16 protein-coding genes are annotated in these 18,293 nt (G+C 56.6%); 5 read left to right on the forward strand and 11 right to left on the reverse strand.

The features are described 5' to 3' along the window. Positions 1-25: 25 nt before the first annotated feature. Positions 26-1,399, forward strand: a complete 1,374-nt coding sequence (locus MCM46_14280; protein ID MCG3112980.1) for an NAD(P)/FAD-dependent oxidoreductase — start codon at positions 26-28, stop codon at positions 1,397-1,399. Positions 1,400-1,500: 101 nt separating this feature from the next. Here MCM46_14280 and MCM46_14285 read toward each other — a convergent pair whose 3' ends face one another. After that, entirely contained in the window at positions 1,501-2,256 is a 756-nt protein-coding gene (locus MCM46_14285; GenBank protein MCG3112981.1) for a hypothetical protein, read from the reverse strand. Positions 2,257-2,709: 453 nt separating this feature from the next. On the opposite strand from MCM46_14285, the gene MCM46_14290 reads away from it, so the two are divergent. The 3 genes from MCM46_14290 to MCM46_14300 all read left to right on the forward strand — a co-directional run bounded on the left by MCM46_14290 (position 2,710) and on the right by MCM46_14300 (position 7,934). Further along, positions 2,710-3,534, forward strand: a complete 825-nt coding sequence (locus MCM46_14290) for a prohibitin family protein (GenBank protein ID MCG3112982.1) — start codon at positions 2,710-2,712, stop codon at positions 3,532-3,534. Positions 3,535-3,641: 107 nt separating this feature from the next. After that, the gene (locus tag MCM46_14295; protein MCG3112983.1) at positions 3,642-5,072 is read left to right on the forward strand and encodes an NAD-dependent malic enzyme; all 1,431 of its coding nucleotides are present in this window, start codon (positions 3,642-3,644) and stop codon (positions 5,070-5,072) included. A gap of 192 nt (positions 5,073-5,264) precedes the next feature. Then, positions 5,265-7,934, forward strand: coding sequence for an HDOD domain-containing protein (locus MCM46_14300; protein MCG3112984.1), 2,670 nt, complete (start codon positions 5,265-5,267; stop codon positions 7,932-7,934). A 46-nt stretch (positions 7,935-7,980) separates the two neighbouring features. Here the strand turns inward: MCM46_14300 and MCM46_14305 are convergent, their stop codons facing one another. The 4 genes from MCM46_14305 to MCM46_14320 all read right to left on the reverse strand — a co-directional run bounded on the left by MCM46_14305 (position 7,981) and on the right by MCM46_14320 (position 11,034). Beyond that, complete coding sequence (locus tag MCM46_14305; GenBank protein MCG3112985.1) at positions 7,981-8,817, reverse strand: metal ABC transporter permease; 837 nt, start codon at positions 8,815-8,817, stop codon at positions 7,981-7,983. Between the two features lie 10 nt (positions 8,818-8,827). After that, positions 8,828-9,658 carry a metal ABC transporter ATP-binding protein gene (locus tag MCM46_14310; protein MCG3112986.1) on the reverse strand — a complete coding sequence of 277 codons (831 nt, stop codon included), beginning with the start codon at positions 9,656-9,658 and terminating at the stop codon, positions 8,828-8,830. Beyond that, positions 9,658-10,614: a metal ABC transporter substrate-binding protein gene (locus MCM46_14315; GenBank protein ID MCG3112987.1), complete on the reverse strand. Its 957-nt coding sequence runs from the start codon at positions 10,612-10,614 to the stop codon at positions 9,658-9,660. Before MCM46_14315 ends, MCM46_14310 begins: the two co-directional genes overlap by 1 nt. Positions 10,615-10,692: 78 nt before the next feature. Continuing rightward, a complete protein-coding gene (locus tag MCM46_14320; GenBank protein MCG3112988.1) occupies positions 10,693-11,034 on the reverse strand; it encodes a 4a-hydroxytetrahydrobiopterin dehydratase in 342 nt (113 codons plus the stop codon). Between the two features lie 142 nt (positions 11,035-11,176). Between MCM46_14320 and MCM46_14325 the strand changes: the two genes are divergently transcribed. Continuing rightward, on the forward strand, positions 11,177-12,346 hold the full coding sequence (locus MCM46_14325; protein MCG3112989.1) for an anhydro-N-acetylmuramic acid kinase: 1,170 nt from the start codon (positions 11,177-11,179) through the stop codon (positions 12,344-12,346). Between the two features lie 79 nt (positions 12,347-12,425). Here MCM46_14325 and MCM46_14330 read toward each other — a convergent pair whose 3' ends face one another. The 6 genes from MCM46_14330 to MCM46_14355 form a co-directional block, all read right to left on the reverse strand. After that, the gene (locus MCM46_14330; GenBank protein ID MCG3112990.1) at positions 12,426-13,721 is read right to left on the reverse strand and encodes a ferritin-like domain-containing protein; all 1,296 of its coding nucleotides are present in this window, start codon (positions 13,719-13,721) and stop codon (positions 12,426-12,428) included. A gap of 223 nt (positions 13,722-13,944) precedes the next feature. Then, positions 13,945-14,643 carry an iron-containing redox enzyme family protein gene (locus MCM46_14335; protein ID MCG3112991.1) on the reverse strand — a complete coding sequence of 233 codons (699 nt, stop codon included), beginning with the start codon at positions 14,641-14,643 and terminating at the stop codon, positions 13,945-13,947. 10 nt (positions 14,644-14,653) lie between these two features. After that, the gene (locus MCM46_14340) at positions 14,654-15,370 is read right to left on the reverse strand and encodes a PCP reductase family protein (protein ID MCG3112992.1); all 717 of its coding nucleotides are present in this window, start codon (positions 15,368-15,370) and stop codon (positions 14,654-14,656) included. A gap of 41 nt (positions 15,371-15,411) precedes the next feature. Continuing rightward, the gene (locus tag MCM46_14345; GenBank protein ID MCG3112993.1) at positions 15,412-16,335 is read right to left on the reverse strand and encodes an Mrp/NBP35 family ATP-binding protein; all 924 of its coding nucleotides are present in this window, start codon (positions 16,333-16,335) and stop codon (positions 15,412-15,414) included. 219 nt (positions 16,336-16,554) lie between these two features. Continuing rightward, positions 16,555-17,727, reverse strand: a complete 1,173-nt coding sequence (gene sat, locus MCM46_14350; protein MCG3112994.1) for a sulfate adenylyltransferase — start codon at positions 17,725-17,727, stop codon at positions 16,555-16,557. A gap of 115 nt (positions 17,728-17,842) precedes the next feature. Beyond that, positions 17,843-18,229 carry a 4Fe-4S binding protein gene (locus MCM46_14355; GenBank protein ID MCG3112995.1) on the reverse strand — a complete coding sequence of 129 codons (387 nt, stop codon included), beginning with the start codon at positions 18,227-18,229 and terminating at the stop codon, positions 17,843-17,845. Between the last annotated feature and the right edge of the window lie 64 nt (positions 18,230-18,293).

Here is an 18,293-nt window from a genome sequence, read left to right on the forward strand (position 1 = left end):
GAAAGTGAGGTATCATAATCGCGGCATGAAAACATTCGATGTCATGGTGATCGGGGCCGGAAGCGCGGGGCGGTATGGGGCCAAGGCGGCGGCGAAGCTGGGGGCGAAGGTCGGTCTGGTCGAGACCGGTCCCTTCGGCGGGCTCTGCATCCTCAAGGGATGTATGCCGACGAAAGCTTACCTCCGCTCTTCGGAATTGATCGGATTGCTTAAGAAAGCGCCCGAGGTGGGGATCTATCCGGGGAAACATGTCGGCATCCGTTTCGATCAGATCAAACAGCGCAAAGATAAATTGATCGCCGAGATGGCCGACGATGCGTACCAGGGGGTCCTCCGGCATCCGAATATCACCCTGCTTTCGGGGCGGGCGCGGTTTCTCTCCGGGAAAGAGGTTCAGGTCGGCGAGGAGTCGTACGCCGCCGAGCGGTTCCTCATCGCCACCGGATCGCGGGCGATGATCCCGCCGATTCCCGGCCTGGAAGAGGCCGGCTACATCACGAGCGATGAGGCGCTGGAGATGGAATCGCTTCCGGAGTCGATGGTGATCATCGGCGGTGGGGTCGAGGGGACCGAGTTCGGTCAGTTCTTCGCCCGGATGGGGGTGAAGGTGACCCTGCTGCAGCGGAGCGAGCGAATCTTAAGCCACGAAGACGAAGATGTCAGCGAGGCGCTTGCCGAGATTCTGCGGAACGACGGCATCGACCTCCGGACCGGGGTCCGAGAGGTCGTCATCGAAAGAGATCCGCAGGGCGAGTGGATCTGTTTTGAAGAGAAAGAACGGGTTCAGAGGGTCGCGGCCGAGGTGATCATGATCGCGACCGGACGAACCGGGAATATCGACGGGCTCCATCTTGCGGCCGCCGGCGTGGAGACCCACCCGCTCGGGATCGTTGCGAACGATTTCCTTCAAACGAGCAATCCGAATATCTACGCGGCGGGGGATGTGACCGGGGGGGCCCAAATCGTCAACATGGCGACCTACGAGGGAGAGATCGCCGGGACGAACCTGGTGAAGGGGCCGGTCCAAAAGGCCGACTACCGGGTCTTTCCTCGCGCGGTCTTTTGCGATCCGGAGTTCGCGCGGGTCGGCCTCTCCGAATGCGACGCGCGGGAGCGGGGGATTGCTGTCCGTGTCGGAAAGTTTCCTTTCAGCGATCTCGGAAAAGCGATTATCACCGATCGAACGGAAGGGTTTATCAAGATCGTCGCCGATGCGCAGCGGGGAGAGATTTTGGGCGCCGCCATTGTCGGGGCCGAAGCGTCGATTCTCATTCACCAGGCGGCGGTCGCGATGCATTTCCGGTCGACGGTGGAGGAGTATGCGAAGATCAGCCACATCCATCCGTCGCTGGCGGAGATCATGCTTTATCTGGCCGATGAGATGGTCGGAAAAGAGTAGGGGCGAACCTGCGTGTTCGCCCGCACTTTATCGATCAGGTAAAAGATCGTAAAATAAAAAAAGGCGCACACATCGGCGCGCCCCCTACCCTGGAAGGTCCTTTAATGTACCGAAGATCGCCCTGTTGAATATTCGGACAGCTCCTCGGTGATGATCGATCCGGTCGGATTGCTTCCGTCCGGGGAGGGGAATTCGGTCTTCTCGATTCCCTTTACCATGCCGACATCAGGCGCGAACCAATTGGTCGTCTTGTCGGTCATGAGAAGGACCTTCCCATTGCTGGAGAGGGTGATGAAAATCTTCATCCGTCCTTCCAATTTCAGGGAATCCTTAAACACCCCCGCCGGCACGGAGACCGTTTCGAATCCCAAAGCGACGATTTCCGCTTGGACCACCGCCACTTCTTCCGTTCCATCTTCGTCCAAATCGCGGCCGAAGGAGATCGATTTGTCGATTTGGGAAAAAGGTTTGTTGAGGACCAGCGGGAATCGAATGACCCGATAGGGGACGAGTTGGCTTTCGAAAGGGGTCGTCGGCTGGCCGCCGAAGTAGGAGATCCCTTCTGGATCTCTGACGAAGTAGCTCTCGGCGGGTCCTTCATCGGCCTGATTGCTCTCCGTAAAGATCTTCACTTGTGCTCCCTTTTTCTGCGCGGTTCCCTTGACGGCGGCGGTGTTGATATAAGCCCCGACGCGTTGAACGTCATCCACGACCGATCCCCGGTAGCTCCAGGACATTCCCACCTCATCCGGAAAGTAGCGCTCCACCTGGGGAATGGGCGTCTCTTCCGCCTGCGCCCAGCCGGCGCAAAAAAACAGGATTAAAAGAAAAGCGAATGTCCGCGTGATCTGATTCATTGCTCTCTCCTTTGCTTTCTATCATAGCGGGATTCGGCGACCCAGTCAATTGACATTCTTGCCATTCGGTCGGGAATGTGTTAAGAAGGGGTAACCGAATGAGCCAACCCTCTCCCCTTTATGATAATTTCATCCACTCTCCGCTCGGGATAATCCTCCACCCGGAGAGCCTTTCTTCTCTCTGCCGGTGCCGGTCCGAATCCGATCTCCTCGACAAGATCGATCGATATCGGTTGCATCCGCAGAGGAACCCTCGACGGCTCGAACGTTCGTATCGTCCACTCGATCATTTTGAATGAACCGATCCTTTTGAGGGTGGGATCTTTCTTCAGCCACGCATTGGGAAAGAAGGAAAATATCTGTTATATCTGCGCGTCGAACCTTCTCTCTTCTAGAGGAGAAGGGGCAATGCACGGGCGTGTTCAAAAACATTCAAAAACAAAGGAGGCATGAATGGCCGATATTTACGAGATGAAAGTTCCGCGAGGGTTTTCAAACTTGCCCCGGTTGATCATCATCGGGGGGATCGTACTGTTTTTGTTGATTGTTCTCTTCAGCTCCTTTCAGGTGGTCGGGGCCGGGCAGCGGGGGGTCGTTTTCAGCAAGCTGAGCGGGATCAGGGATGTAACGCTGGGGGAAGGGCTTCACTTCAAGATTCCCTTTATCGAAGATGTCGTCCTGATCGATGTGAGGGTGCATAAGTCGCAAACCGCCGCGCCGGCGGCTTCGAAAGATTTGCAGAATGTCTCCTCGACCATCGCGGTGAATTTTCATATCGACCCAAGCAGCGCGCAGAAGGTTTACCAGGAGATCGGCCTTAGCTACAAGGAGCGGGTGATCGACCCCGCGGTTCAGGAAGCGGTCAAGGCGGTGACGGCGCATTTTACGGCGGAAGAGCTGATCACCCGGCGGGGCGAGGTCAAGGATGCGATCAAAGCGAATTTGACTGAACGGCTGGTCCAGTTTAATATTCTTGTAGACGAGTTTTCGATCGTCGATTTTTCGTTCTCCGAGGAATTCAATCGGGCGATCGAGGCGAAACAGACCGCCGAGCAGTCGGCATTAAAAGCAAAGCGGGATCTGGACCGGATCAGGATCGAGGCGGAACAGCGGGTCACTCAGGCACGGGCCGAAGCAGACGGCCAACGGCTACAGCGAGAGACCCTCACCCCGATTTTGCTCCAACTTCGCGCAATCGAAAAATGGGACGGCAAGCTTCCTCAGGTCTCCGGTGGGGCGACCCCTTTTATTGATGTGAACACACTTAAAGTAAAGTAGGGACCGGAGGAGGAAAAGCGGAATCATGAGAACGGATCTGTTCTCTCACATCGATTCCGAACGCCGCGCGCTCAATTTTTAAGCGCGCATGATTCAGAGGTTTGTTCGTGGTTTTTCCCAGCGCCAGCCGCAGCGTAACGCTGCGGCTTAACTTCAAAAATAAAATCGGCATGCTCGGCCAGATCACGTCGGCGATCGGAGGGGCCGGCGGGGATATCGGCGCGATCGATATCGTCAGCGTCGATCGGGGGGTGATCACCCGGGATATCACCGTCAGCACACGGGATGAAGCGCACACGGCACGGATTGTCGAGGCGGTCAAGCGGATTCCGGGGGTCAATGTGGTTCACCTCTCCGACCGGACCTTCTTGCTTCATCTCGGGGGGAAAATCGAGATTGCAAATCGAATTCCGATCAAAACCCGCGATGATCTCTCACGCGTCTACACGCCGGGGGTGGCGCAGGTTTGTATGGCGATTCAGGAGGATAAGAACAAGGCCTTTGCCCTGACCATCAAGAAGAACAGCGTGGCCGTAGTGACCGACGGCTCGGCGGTCTTGGGGCTGGGCAACATCGGACCGGAGGCGGCGTTGCCGGTGATGGAAGGGAAGGCGATGCTCTTCAAAGAGTTCGCCGGGATCGACGCCTATCCGATCTGTCTTACCACGCAAGATCCGGACGAAATCGTCGAGACGGTCCAGCGGATTGCCACCGGCTTCGGCGGGATTAATTTGGAAGATATTTCTTCGCCCCGTTGCTTCGAAATCGAGCGGCGTCTGAAGAAGACGCTCGATATCCCGGTTTTTCACGATGATCAGCATGGGACCGCCGTGGTGGTTTTGGCCGCGTTGTTGAACGCCGTGAGGATCGTAAAAAAGAAGCTGGAGGATCTCAAAGTCGTCGTGAACGGCGTGGGGGCCGCGGGCACCGCGATCATCGACATGCTTCTTTCTTCCGGGGTAAAGCGGATCATCGGCTGCGATCGGGACGGCATCCTCTGTGCCGGCCGAAGAGTCGAGATGAACCCGGTGATGCGCCGGTATGCGAAGCGAACCAATCCGGAGCGGGTAAAAGGGAAACTGGAGGATGCGCTCGTCGGGGCCGACGTCTTCATCGGTGTTTCGGTCGCCGGCGTCCTCCACGCCGCCGCGGTGAAGAAGATGGCGCGCGATCCGATCGTTTTCGCCCTGGCCAATCCGTCCCCCGAGATCATGCCGGAGGAGGCGGAGGGGATCGTCCGGATCATGGCGACGGGACGATCAGACTATCCCAACCAGATCAACAACGTCCTCGCCTTTCCCGGGATTTTCCGGGGCGCCTTGGATGTCCGCGCCTCCGAGATCAACGACGCGATGAATCTCGCCGCGGCGGAGGCGATCGCCTCCGTGATTCGAAAAGACGAGCTCTCCGAAGATTATATTGTTCCCGGCGTCTTTAACCGAAAGGTCGCAAAGGTGGTTGCGCAGGCGGTCTCGAAAGCGGCCACCGAAACCGGCGTCGCCCGCCGGGAAAAGAAGATCACGAACAATCAAGAATAAACCGAGATCGGTTCTCCGGATGTTGAGAATCGACCTGCCGTCCGTTGCGGAACCCAATCCAGCCCGTTAAAATCGACCCTTCCTTGACAAGATCGGCACCGTGCGATTTACTTGTTTACGGGTCTTCTTCCCTCTTTTTCCTCAATGCTTCAATAAAGCATATCCCGACCATCACGATAGGGGCGACCGGAAGTGCCGACCGATTTTCCCGTGCAATACGGAAAATACCTCCTCATCGATAAGATTGCCAAGGGGGGCATGGCCGAGGTCTTTCTCGCGAAGCAGACCGGATCGAAAGGATTCGAGCGGCTTCTTGCCATCAAGCGGATTCTTCCCCACTTTACCGAGAATGCCGAATTCGTCTCGATGTTCATCAATGAGGCGAAAGTGGCGGCCCAGCTCTCTCATCCGAATATCGTCCAGGTGTTTGATTTCGGACAGGTCGAGGAATCTTACTACATCGGAATGGAATACATCATGGGAAGGGATCTTCGGACGATCATGGAGCGGAGTCAAAAGAGTAGCCGGCCCCTTCCGATCGATCAGATTCTCTTCATCGTCAGCCGCGTTTGCAGCGGGTTGGAGCATGCGCACAAGAAGAAAGATCTGCACGGAAACGAGCTGAACCTGGTCCACCGGGACATCAGCCCGCAGAATATTCTGATCTCCTACGACGGCGAGATCAAGCTGGTCGACTTCGGCATCGCAAAAGCGGCCCTCCAAGAAAATGAGACCCGGACCGGAACGTTGAAAGGAAAATTCGCCTATATGTCTCCCGAGCAGGCCTGGGGAAAGAAAGTCGATCACCGCTCCGACCTTTTTTCTTTGGGAATTGTACTGTACGAGTGTGCCACCGGCAAGCGGCTCTTCAAGGGGGACAGCGAAATCAACACGCTTGACCGTGTTCGAGAGGCGAAATTCGATCCGCCGCGCCGGTTTAATGCCGATATCTCGGAGCAGATCGAGACGGTCATGTCGAAGTCGCTCGTCAAGGAGGCGGGGAATCGGTACCTTTCCGCGGCGCAGATGCAGAGGGAGTTGGAGCGGTGTTTGTCGAAGCCGCTCAGCGAGGTCCAAGCGGGGCTGGCCCAAAATCTCCACCAACTTTTTAACGAGGAGATCGAGAAAGACCGGGAGCGGATGAAAAAGGCCGCCTTGGCGACCTCGGAAAAATCGAAGATTCAAGGCGGGGCGCAAACTCCCCCTTCGGGTCCTTCAAAAGCGGCGTCCCCTTCCAAGCCGACACCGGAGGCGCCGAAGGCAGAGTTCAAATCAACGGCTCAGCCGACGATCCTCCAGAAGTTACAGGATCGGATCCATCACCGGGGGGATCTTCCTGTTTTGCGCGACACGGTGATTCAGACGCTGCGCGCGGCGGAAGACAAAGTTTCAGGCGCGGCCGATGTGGCCAGAAACATCCTCCAGGATCAGGGGTTCGCCGTGAAGGTCCTTAAAGTAGCCAACTCGGCTTACTTCAACGGCGGCTACGGGGAGGTTTACACCGTCTCAAGGGCCGTCGTGGTTCTCGGGCTCGATATGATCCGTTCGGTGAGTCTCGGTCTGTCGTTTGTGGAGTTATTCCAAAAGCAGCACCCCGGGATCGATTTAAAAAAGATCATTGCAGACGCTTTCATCGCGGCCACCCTCGCGAAAGAATTGGGTGAGCGCCTCCACTATCCGAAACAAGAAGAGCTCTTTCTCGCAACGCTTTTTTACAATCTCGGACCGATCTCGCTTGCTTATTATCTGCCGGAGTCGCATCTTGAGATTCAGCGCCTGGTGGAAAAATCGGGGCTCCCTTTGTGGAAAGCGGAGCAACAGGTTTTGGGGGCCTCGGTCAACCAGCTCGGCATCGCCATGGCGAAGGAGTGCAAGGTTCCTGATCATCTGGCGGAGCCGTTGGCCGCCTCCGACCAGATCCTTTTTTCCCCTGCGCACACCCCTCGGGAACAGCTCTGGGCCGTCTCGTACCTCGCAAACAGAATCGTCGGGAATCTCTTCACGGAGAAGGGGACGGAAGAAGAGATGGCCGGGTTGATGCAGCAGATGGAGGTCTGCCTGCAGATCCCGCCCGAGGAGGGATTGGGCTTGATCCAGAAGGCATACAAAAATATCAAGGAAGTTTCGGACAGTTTTGAAATTGAAGCGGAGAAATTCAGGCCTCCCACATCCGGTTCAAAAACGTCCTCCCCCCGGAGTGGTTTGCTGGAGCGTCTCGGAAAGATATTCCGGGTCTCGGAGGGAGCCGAGGAAGAGGTGCCGATCCCTCCGGTCCAGATCAAAGAATCGACGAATGAGACAGAAAAGATTGAAGCGCCGGAAAAAATCGAAGGGATCGACCGACCTTCGCTGCAGTTGAAGTTCCTGCGGGACATTTCCAATCACATCGCCGAGAACCAAGACATCAATGTCCTTTTCAGCGCGATCCTGGAAGGGATTCACATCGGAATCGGTTTTGACCGGGCCCTTCTCGTTCTCTGTAATCCTTCGAAAACACAAATTACGGGCCGCTACGGTCTTGGCGCCCTGTCTCAGGAACTGGCGGATCGGTTGAACCTTCCGAATGACCCCGCCGATAATTTTTTTGGAAAAGTTTACTTGGAGAAAAAGGCGGTATTTGTCCAGGATATTCATGTCGAGCCGGTCCGGCCGCTGATATCGGAGTCCTTTCTTTCTCTCTTCGAGTCCCAGTCCTTCGTGATCAGCCCGATTCACGCCAAGGGGAATGTCATCGGGTTCTTCTATGCGGACAAGGCTCTCTCCAAAGAGGCGATCAGCCAGGAAGATTATCAGCTCTTTCTGCACTTTGCTTTTCATGCAAATATCGCTCTGGAGCGGATGTTTCTGAGGTCGACCTCATGAGGTAGAAATGAGACTGTCGGGCGGGCGGCCGTCGCGGTGGAGCTGTTTACTCCGGGATTTTTTCCGCCGATTCCTTGCGAAACGCGCTCCGCCGCCGCTTCGGTGAAAAGAGGACCGAGAGGAAGAAGAAGAGCGTTGCCAGGAGAACGATCGTCGATCCGGAGGGGAGGTCGAACCAGTAAGAGAGAATCACCCCCGCCCAGGAAGAAGAGATGCCGATGAAGATGGAGATGATCATCATCGTTCTCATCTTGGTCGCCCACTGCTGGGCCGCGGCGGCCGGGATGACTAACAGTGCGAAGACCAAAATCGCCCCGACCGCTTGAAGCGAAATGACGATCGTCAGCGAAATCAGATTCAGCAGCAGAAAAAAGAGATTGCGGGCCGGAATGCCGCTCGCCTCGGCCATCTCCTGGTCGAACGAGATAAAGTGGAACTCCTTGAAGAAGAGGAAGATCGTCAGGAGGATGCCGAGGGAGAGAAGGAGAATCACCTTCAAATCCGACGGGGTGACCGAGAGGATGCTTCCGAAGAGGTAGCCGTAGACCTCCGGATTGTACGCCTTCATCAGGCCGATAAAGAGAATGGCCAGCGCCATCGTCAAGGTGTAGAAGATCCCGATCGAGACATCCGGCTTCATCTTTCCGGTCTGTTGCAGGTAGCCGGTGATCCAGACGGTGGAGAGGCCGAAGAGAACGGCCATCAAGAGAGGGTTCGCCCCGATCAGGAAGGCGAGCGCCACCCCCGCAAAAGCGGCATGCGCCGTCCCCGCCCCGATAAAGGAAAGCCCCTTCAAGACGACGAAGACCCCGATGACCGAGCAGACCAGCCCGATTAAGAAAGAGGCGAGCAGCGCCCGCTGCATGAAACCGTATGACAGCATTTCAAGCATATCAGTGATGATGGTGGTCGCTCATGATGACGTAGGGTCCCTTCTCCCGTTCGGCGAGGATGGTCTCTTTGCCGTATACGCTGGAGAGAATCTCCTGCTTTAAAATTTCGCGGGGAGGCCCCTTCCCGTAGAGCCGGGTTTTTAAGAGAATCAGAGAGTCGACGACAGGGCTGATGATGTTGATGTCGTGCGTCACGAAAACAATCGTCAGGCCGTAGTTCTGATGCAGGCTCCGAATCAGATCGATCAGATGATGCTGCGCGGTGGCGTCGATCCCGGTGGTCGGCTCGTCCAGCAAAAGGATCTGGGGACGTTGGGCCAGCGCCCGCGCGATGAGGACGCGCTGTTGCTGTCCGCCGGAGAGACTGCCGAAGGGGAGATCCTTCAACGGTTCGACGCCGACCGCTTGCAGCGACTCGAAGACGATTTCCCGGTCTGCCTTCGAAGGGCGGCGAAAGAGCCCAATCGCGGCATAGCGGCCCATCATCACTACTTCCCACGCGGTGATCGGGTAATGGGGGTCGATCAGTTCCTTTTGGGGGAGATATCCGATGCGGGCGCGATGCTCGCAGCGCAAGGCATGGCATTCGCAATCAAAGATCTGGACGCTTCCTGAAACCGGATGGACAAGGCCGAGGACCGCTTTGAGGAAGGTGGTCTTTCCGGAGCCGTTCGGCCCGATGACGCCGGCAAACTCCCCTTCCATGATATCCAGGGTGATCTCTTCCAGGGCAACCCGGTTTGCAAAGGCGAATGTGGCATGGACAAAATGGATGATCGGTTTGGCGGCGGTTTGCGGCGTCGGAACCGCTTTCAAGACGGGATGGGCCATTAAGATCCTCCCAATGCCTTGATCAAGGTCTCGGTGTTATAACGGATCAGGTCGACATAACTCTCGGTTCCCGGAAGGGCGCCCGTCAATGGGGAGAGAACGACCACCTTGGCCCCCGTCTCCTGGGAGAGGGTTTGGGGAACCTTCGGGTTGAGCTGTGGCTCCGAGACGATCACTTTCACCTTCTCCCGCTTTATCAACTTGATCAATTGGCCGAGATGTTTGGCCGACGGCTCGGTGCCGACCTGGGTCAGAATATCTCCTTTGATGACAAAGCCGAACCGCCGGGCATAGTAGGGCCACGCCGGATGATGGGTGACGATGTTTCGGTTCGGCAGGCGGTTCACCTTTTTCTTCAGCTCCGCTTCGAGCGATTCCAGTTCCATGATGTAGCGCGACTGATTTTTCAGGTATTCGCCGCGGTGGGCCGGATCGAGGCGGATCAACTCATCCGTAATGTGCCTGATCATTATTTTAACATTTTCCGGATCGAGCCAGATATGAGGATTCCCCATCGTATGTTGTTCTTTGAAGGCATGCTGCGGGTCGATGGTTTTGTCCCGGTGCTCTCGTTCGGGCCGTTCGGCGTGATCGCGGATGAGTCCCACCCCGTCGGAGGTGGTGACGATCCTCAAATCGGGGCGGTCGGCATTTTTGATCAGGGCGTTGACCCAGATCTCTAAACCCAATCCGATCTTGACCAGCAGTTTCGCTTCTTTAACGGCAAGGAGGTCGCTCGGCTTGGGGGTGTAGGTATGCTCGCTTTCCATGCCGGTGATCAGCGACTTGACCGCGACACGGGAACCGCCGATCTGTTCCGTGAAATCTTTAAGGACCGGGAGGGTCACCACGATCGGGATCTTATCTTCCGCATGGAGTCCGGTCGCAAAGAGAAGGCTTCCCAGGAGGAGAACCGCTTGGAAGGACAACTTTTTATGCTGTCGGCCGAAAAGCATCGCGAAAAAATAACACCATGTGAGGAATAAGTCAAATCGAATTCCGATAGAGGATGATCGACAATCCGGCCGATCGCCTTACAGTTTTTCCCGCTCTTGATCGGCCTTGGCCGCCCAGACAAAGTCGCTCTCGGTCAGGCCGTTGATTTTATGCGTCCAGATGATCAATTTGACCTTTCCCCAGGCCAGATAGATGTCGGGGTGATGGAACTGCGCCTCGGCCAGCTCGCCGACCCGAATCGTAAAATCGAGCGCCTGCCGAAAATTGGGGAAGGTGTACTCCTTTTCGAGATGATGTTCGTCGATCACTTTCCAGCCGTTTCCGAGTTTTTCCAGGAGATTGGATAGCTCTTTCCCCTTCAGCGGAGGAATGCCTCCCTTACAGGGGATACATTCTTTCTGCGCCAATTCACTCGCCATGATGACCTCCTCTGTCCACCTTACGGTAGAGGCGTCCCGCCGGGGATGTCTCTACGACCACGATCACGATAACATGCCGTCTCTTTCCGGAGCAAGTCATTCCTCTTGACCTTTCCGGTTAAATTCGGTAGCCTTCCGCCTTGTGAAGGTCATCGGCCTCATATCGGGAACTTCTTCGGACGGCATCGATGCCGCTCTGGTCGATATCCGAAAAAATCGAGGGCGGGTTCAATTGGACCTGATCGCCTTCGAGGTTTATCCCTATCCGAAATCTCTCCCGCGGCAATTAATCGATCTGGCCTCCGGTTTCCCTCAATCGATTGCGAACGTCTGCCATCTGAATTTTTACGTCGGCGAGCTCTTCGCCGAGGCGGCGCGGGAGATTGCCCGGAAGGGGCGGGTGCGTCTTGGCAAAATTGAATTGATCGGATCGCATGGACAGACGGTTCATCATCTTCCGGTGCCGAAGCGGGAAGGCAAGCGTGCGATCCGCTCCACCCTCCAGATCGGGGAGCCGTCTGTGATCGCCGAGCGGACGGGAATTACCACCATCGCCGACTTTCGCCCCCGCGATATGGCCGCAGGAGGCGAGGGGGCGCCGCTGACCCCCTATCTTCATTTCCTTCTCCTTTCCAATCCAAAACGGTCGCGCGCCGTCGTGAACATTGGGGGGATCAGCAATGTCACCTATCTGAAGGCGGGCGCGGCTCTTGATAAGACGGTGGCCTTCGATATGGGGCCGGGGAACATGGTGATCGACGGGTTGGTCCGGACCCTCACCGGGAAGGAGTTCGACGAAGGGGGGAAGATGGCGCGCCGGGGAAAAGCGGACGCGGCCCTTTTGTCGGAATTGATGCGCCATCCTTTTATCCGAAGAAAGCCGCCGAAGAGCACCGGCCGCGAGGTCTTCGGGGCGTCGATGGTGGCGTCGATTCTCCAATCGACCCGGATGCGCCGTCTCCCGCCGGAAGATCTGGTGGCGACGGCGACCGCATTTACCGCTTCGGCGATCTCCGAGAACATTCGCCGGTTCATCTTAAAACGGGGAAGCCTTCACGAGGTGATCGTCGGGGGGGGCGGGGTGCGGAATCCGGTCCTGATGGAGCGCCTTTCCGAGCTGCTCGCTCCCATCCCCGTTCAACCGTTCGAGGCGTTCGGCCACGAAAGCCGCGCCATCGAAGCGATGACCTTCGCCCTCTTTGCCTATCAAACATTCCACGGCCAACCGACGAACATCCCCTCCGTGACCGGGGCGCGACGGCCCGTCCTTTTGGGAAAAATTGTTCCGGGAGCTTCTTTCAATCTGAAATAATCCACTGAGCCGCCGCCGCTTCCATTTCGAAAGCGGCAGCGGCCTTCAATGATAAAGCCCTGACTGATAAACGGGACAATTACGCCGCCCGCGCCCCGTATTGCGGCTTCACCTCCTCGGCCCGCTCCGGCGCCGTGTTGGGGGCTTTCTCGGCGTCGAGTGATCTCAGGCGGATCTCGGCGGTCCGCTTCGCTAATGCTTCGCTTGCCCGGACGAGCTCCTGTCCGGCCGACTCCATTCTCAGTCGAACGACCTCCTCAGAAGGGGCTCCGGACGCGTTGACGATCCGTTGATAGGCGTAGCTCGGCCAGTTGCTCGGAAGCGCGTCGATTCGCGCGAACGCGCCGTCGGGCATCAATCGTTTGTTGACCGTGTTGAAGAGGACATCGGCGACATACGCTTTGTTTTCCTCAAACGTGCCGGGGGTCGGAAGGGTTGTTCCGACGATCTCTTCCGGATCGCGTTTGTCGTACTTCTTGAGCATCTCGCCGGAGATCCTCAAATGTTCCAATTCGTAGCCGAGGAACATCTCCCAGATCTGCTTCAGCTTCGGATCGACTTCCGTCGTGTAGCAGGCATAATAATTGGCGCACTCCACAAATTCATGGCAGACCCATTTCTCATGCCAGGTTTCGTTGGGATCCATCAGCGATTCATACTGCGTGACATGCTCCTCTTCGACCTCCGAAATTTCGGCGTACAGCTCCCTTAAATCGGGACTCCCATACTCAAACCCATGTTCTTTATAGAAGAGGGCGGTCTGCTGCTCCGCCGAGAGGAGGGTGAGGATGTTCGCTTTCGAGATCGGATTCGCCTGGTTCTTCTCGTAGTGTTTTCGCAGGCGAAGGATCGGATCGTTGTGATGATCCTGTGTGGGCCTGCCGGGAAAAACATCCGTTTTTCCTTGAAGGATTTCGTCCGGATCTTTCCCCTCGATCAGGTCGAGCATCTGGGCGAAACGAAATAGATGATCGAAATCTTCAAGAAGTCCGAAATCGAACACTTCCTTTACGTAAGGATCGGGCTCGGTGCGGGCCAAGTAGGCGGTGAGATCGATCGCCACCTGCTCGTAGGCGATGCTCGTCTCCAAAATTGTCTGGTCCGGCGGGTTGAGCCAGTTGATCGTGACCTGCTGCTGGTGCTCCACCCGCCGCGTTTCGGCGAGGCGCGCCTGAATCTCCTTATTGTCGGTGTTTCGGGCGAAGGAATGTTTGAAGAACCACCCTTCGTTCTCGATTCCGTTCATGAGGATAATCCGGGTGCGGGTATAGGCATCGACCTGCTGTTTTCGATAGGGGAGCAGGGCGATCTGCTTCCAGTTTCGGATCTGTTTTTCCAGAGGGATCCCTCTCTCTTTGAATGGGTTCATCGCCATTTCTCACTCCTTCGGTTAGAGGTTGTTTTATTGGATTGAGGTTTTAGAAGAAAGCGCACTGCTCGACGTGTCTGGTGAAACAGCAAAATGAGTGCCAGTAGAAATGAGGTGAGGAGAGATGCTCTTTTGTTTTTTTATCGGAGTGGAATGGCAATGAATTCGGAAGTGAGAAGAAATGAATCGGTTCGATCTTTCTTGAGTGGGGCGGGTGATCAGAAAAGGATCAAGCGCCGAAGACCGCCCGGTGGAGCCCGTCCCAGAAGGTTTTCCGGTAGGCGAGCGATTGCAGGGCGCCGTTGCGGAGGCGCTTTTGGCCCTCTTCGGTTTCGACGTGGCGGGAGATCAGCTTGTTGAAGACGACGGCGTGCTCGACATCTTCGACGATATGAAGCGAGAAGTACTCGACATCTTCATCGGTCAGGCTCGTGTTCTTCTTGAGCCCTTCAATTAAATAGGCGAACATCGTCGGGATGGAAAACTCGTGTCCGGGGCCGATGGCGCCGAGGGCGAAGAGGAAATCCTTTCCTCGGGTCATCTCCTTGTGGCCCTCGATGAAGCGGGATGTCTCCGGGAGGATCCTCACCCTGCCCCAGGCTTCGTCGGGGAGACCGAGCGCCTTCAGGAAATTTCGATAAAGGGCGGGGTGGCTTCGGAAGATGGTGTGCTGGCCGAACTCGTCGTCGAAGACGGTCCGGAAAAGATCGGCGGCGTCTTTGTCCGGAATCTTCGGCAGCAGGTTGGTCATGTAGTTGACGAAGACCTTGACCAGCTGATAATGCTGCAGGCCGAAGGTCTGGATCTGCTCGACCGTCAGCTTCTCGGAGGCGAAGCGCTTGAGGAAGGGATGATGCACCGCTTCATGATGCAGGATCTCTTCCTCAAGGGAGTGGATAAACGTTTGGGCGTCCATCGTCGTCGACATGGTCGCCCGCTTAATAACCCATCCCGATGAACTTCGATTTGGCTTCTTCCATCAGATCGGCGGTGATCTGCGTCTGTCCCCGCTCTTTGGCCATCCGCTCGATCTCTTTTTTGGCCATCGGGCGGATGAAAGAGGGGATGTTGTCGAGGCGGCTTTCCGCCTCCTTCGACCAGACCATCTCGCCTTGATCATTTTTGGAGGCGTCCATGACTTCCGGGGTGATCGTCGAGAGCCCGCTGCGCCGGGCGTAGCTTTCGATTCCCATCTGAATCATCGGCCGCATGAACGAGGGGACCTTCTCGATCCGCTCCTTCGCTTCTGCGGTCCAGGTCAATTCCCCGGTCGCCGCTTCCTGCTTGGCTCCCCCCTGCATCTGGGCGACCATGCTGGAGAAGGGACAGGTCCCGCCGCCGGAGGAAGAGGCCTTGGCCATCTCGGCCGCCATCATTTCTTTCTGGACCGCGGGAGAAGGGGCCGGCTTGCTGAAGTTGTCGGGGGTTTCTTTCAATGTCTGCCGTGTCAACTCCATCGGCTCGGCCGGGGCGGTTCGTCCGCCCAGCTTCACGCCGAGCGCCTGGACCATCGCCGTCTCGCCGGGGTTGGTCACCATCGCGACCTTGGCATTACAGGTCGGGCAGGCGAAGGTTACGCCGAGCGATTGTTCTCCCGGGACTTGGACATTCTCAAAGGTCATGAAACTTTCACACTTCATACATACGAACTTCATGGGGTCCTCCGTAAAAGGAAAAATCAGAGATTTGTGGGACGCTACAATTTTTCGGCGACGATCTTTTTATAATCCAAGAGCTGTTGGATCCGGTTGGCGATCTCATCGAACCGCTTCGAAATCGGATGCGCCGCTGCGAGCGGCTCGCCCGTGTCACACGCGTGCGACAATTCGCGGTCGAAGGGGATCTTTCCCAACAGGGGAACATCGAGCTCTTCGCAGAGGTCTTCGCACCCTCCCTCGAAGAAAGGAACGGCGGTTTTGCATTCCGGGCAGAGGGCGCCGCTCATGTTTTCGACCAAGCCGATAATCGGAATGCCGAGATCGCGGGCATAAACGATCGATTTCTTCACGACGGTTTTGGCGACTTCGGAAGGGGTGGTGACGACGACCGCGCCGTCGAGCTCCGGGATGAATCCGGCGATCACCGGCGGCTTATCGGCGGCGGCGCCGGGGGGAAGATCGGTGAAGAGATAATCGATCTCGCCCCAGTTCACATCCCCCAAAAATTCGCGGATCACGTTCATCTCCATCAATCCGAGCCAGACGGGCGAGAGCTCCATCGGCCCTTTCCAGCGAACCGGAGAGTCTTCCTGGCGAAGAAAAAAATCCATCGAAGCGACCTTCATTTCATACGGCCCGACCGGCGGGATCGCACCTTCGGAGGTGAACTCGAAGCGATCTCTGACACCGAGCATCTTCGGAATGCAGGGACCGTTTAAATCGACATCAAGGACCCCGACCTTGTTCCCCTGTCGCGCAAAGGCGAGGGAGATATTGGCGGTGGTCATGCTCTTACCGACCCCCCCTTTTCCGCTCATGATCACGATTTTCCGCCGGATCTGACCCATCCGAATTTTGACCTGAAGGGATTGGTCGACCAGCTGCTTCATGACCTGGGCGTCGTCTGTAAAGTGAATTTTTTTAAGGATTGTTTTTAAATCTTTTTGAGCTTCTGGGGACATTTCCGGCACTCCGAATAAATATGGCCCGAATCTTATAACAATGGGAGAACCATGTCAATGAATTTGTCCGTTTTCGGAACTTTAGGTTCGTTTTTCGTCGGAGACAGGAGGGGGGTTTTTGATTTATTTATTCATATCTTATGACGCTGCCCCTGCGCCTCCTTCGGGCAGACGGAGGTCGATCAACCCCGCAGTTTTGCCCGAAGATGTCGTCCCTCTTTATTTCGGTTGGCGGGCTGGATCAGACATCGCCTCGATCAAAATCGCGGCGACCTCGGCGCGGCTGAACTCGGGGGGCGGTTTGATCCCGCCGCGGAGCATCTCGCGCACTTTGGTTCCGGAGAGGGCGATATGTTCCGACGAATCGTGCGGGCAGGTCTTGGCCGAGACCATCCCGAGGCAGCGCTTGCAGTAGAAGGTGTGATCGAAGAAGAGCGGTTGGATGCCGAGCTCCTCCAGCGTAAATTTCTGAAAGATGTGATGCGCATCGAACGAGCCGTAGAAATTGCCGACGCCGGCGTGATCGCGGCCGACGATGAAGTGGGTCACCCCATAGTTCTTCCGGCAGATGGCGTGGAAGATCGCTTCCTTGGGGCCGGCATAGCGCATCGCCGCCGGGAAGACGGCGAGGATCGTCCGGTCTTTCGGGTAGTAGTTCTCGAGGAGCACTTTGTAGCAACGCATCCGGACATCGGCGGGGACATCGTCGCTCTTCGTCTCCCCGACGATCGGGTGCAGCAGGAGGCCGTCGGTGATCTCCAGGGCACACTTCTGAATATACTCGTGGGCGCGATGGATCGGGTTGCGGGTCTGGAAGGCGACGATCCGCTTCCATCCTTTCTCCTCGAAGAGCTTGCGCGTCTGCGCCGGGTCCATCTGGTGCTCGTGAAAGCGCTGGATCGGCGAGCGGCGGAGCATCTCGATCTTGCCTCCGAGATAAAAGTCGCCGAGGGTCTGTGTGTAGGCGACGCCGGGGTGGCTGGCGTCGTTCGTTCCGTACGCGGTGAGCGCCTCTTTCTCTTTATCGAAGGGGTAGATTTCGTCGATCTTCAGAATGGCGAGCGGCAGCCCGGTTTCCTGGATCAAGGCCACTTCCATCCCTGGCTTCAATTCGGCGGCTTCGGCGGCGGTGACCGAGAGGGTGATCGGGAGGCTCCAGGGGAGGCCATTCGCGAGCCGCATCCGATCCAGCACGCTCTGGTAATCGGCGCTCCCCATGAATCCTTCCAGGGGGGAGAAGACGCCGATTGCGATCAGCTCCAGATCGGAGATCTCGCGCGGGGTCAACTCGATCTTTTTCATTTGAGCGGCCTTTTGCGTGAGCCGATCGACCTCCTTCGGATCAACAAAACGGTTGATCAATCTGCCGCCGTGCGGAATGGAAATAGCCATGCTTTAACTCCTTAATTGTGAGAAGAAGCTGTCAGCGCTCAGCCGTCAGCATTCAGCTTAAGATCAAAATCTTTAAGCTGATGGCTGAAAGCTGTTTGCTGATCGCTTTTTGTTATTAAATCGAAAAGTCGAGCGTCTGTGTTCCCCCTTCGACCTTTTCATCGAGCGCCACCGGCATCAGTTTGGTTCGGATGGTGAACGTCTCGCTGTTTCCCTGCGTATCGATCAGCTCCCAGGAGATCTGATCGTGCGATTTATGGATGTGGGGAATCAGCTTGGCGCCCTTCCCTCCGAACTGGTAGGCGAGATGAAACTCGATCGCCTCTTCGGGACAGACTTTGACGCAGGGGAGGCAGTCCCAGCAATCTTCCGGATATTTCAAATAGGCCTTATTGGCGGTGTGGTCCTTGACGATCAGGTCACCCGGACACATCCGAAGACAGGGGGGCTGGCTGGCTCCATGACAGCCGTTGCACTTTTCTGGATCTACCCAAACAGGCATGCGTTCTCCTTAAATTTAAAGAGAGGGGGTAGGGGGTAGGGGGTAGGGGGCAGGGGGCAGTTTG

It is taken from the genome of Candidatus Manganitrophus morganii (assembly GCA_021651055.1).
GTDB classification, from domain to species: Bacteria; Nitrospirota; Nitrospiria; order SBBL01; family Manganitrophaceae; genus Manganitrophus; species Manganitrophus morganii.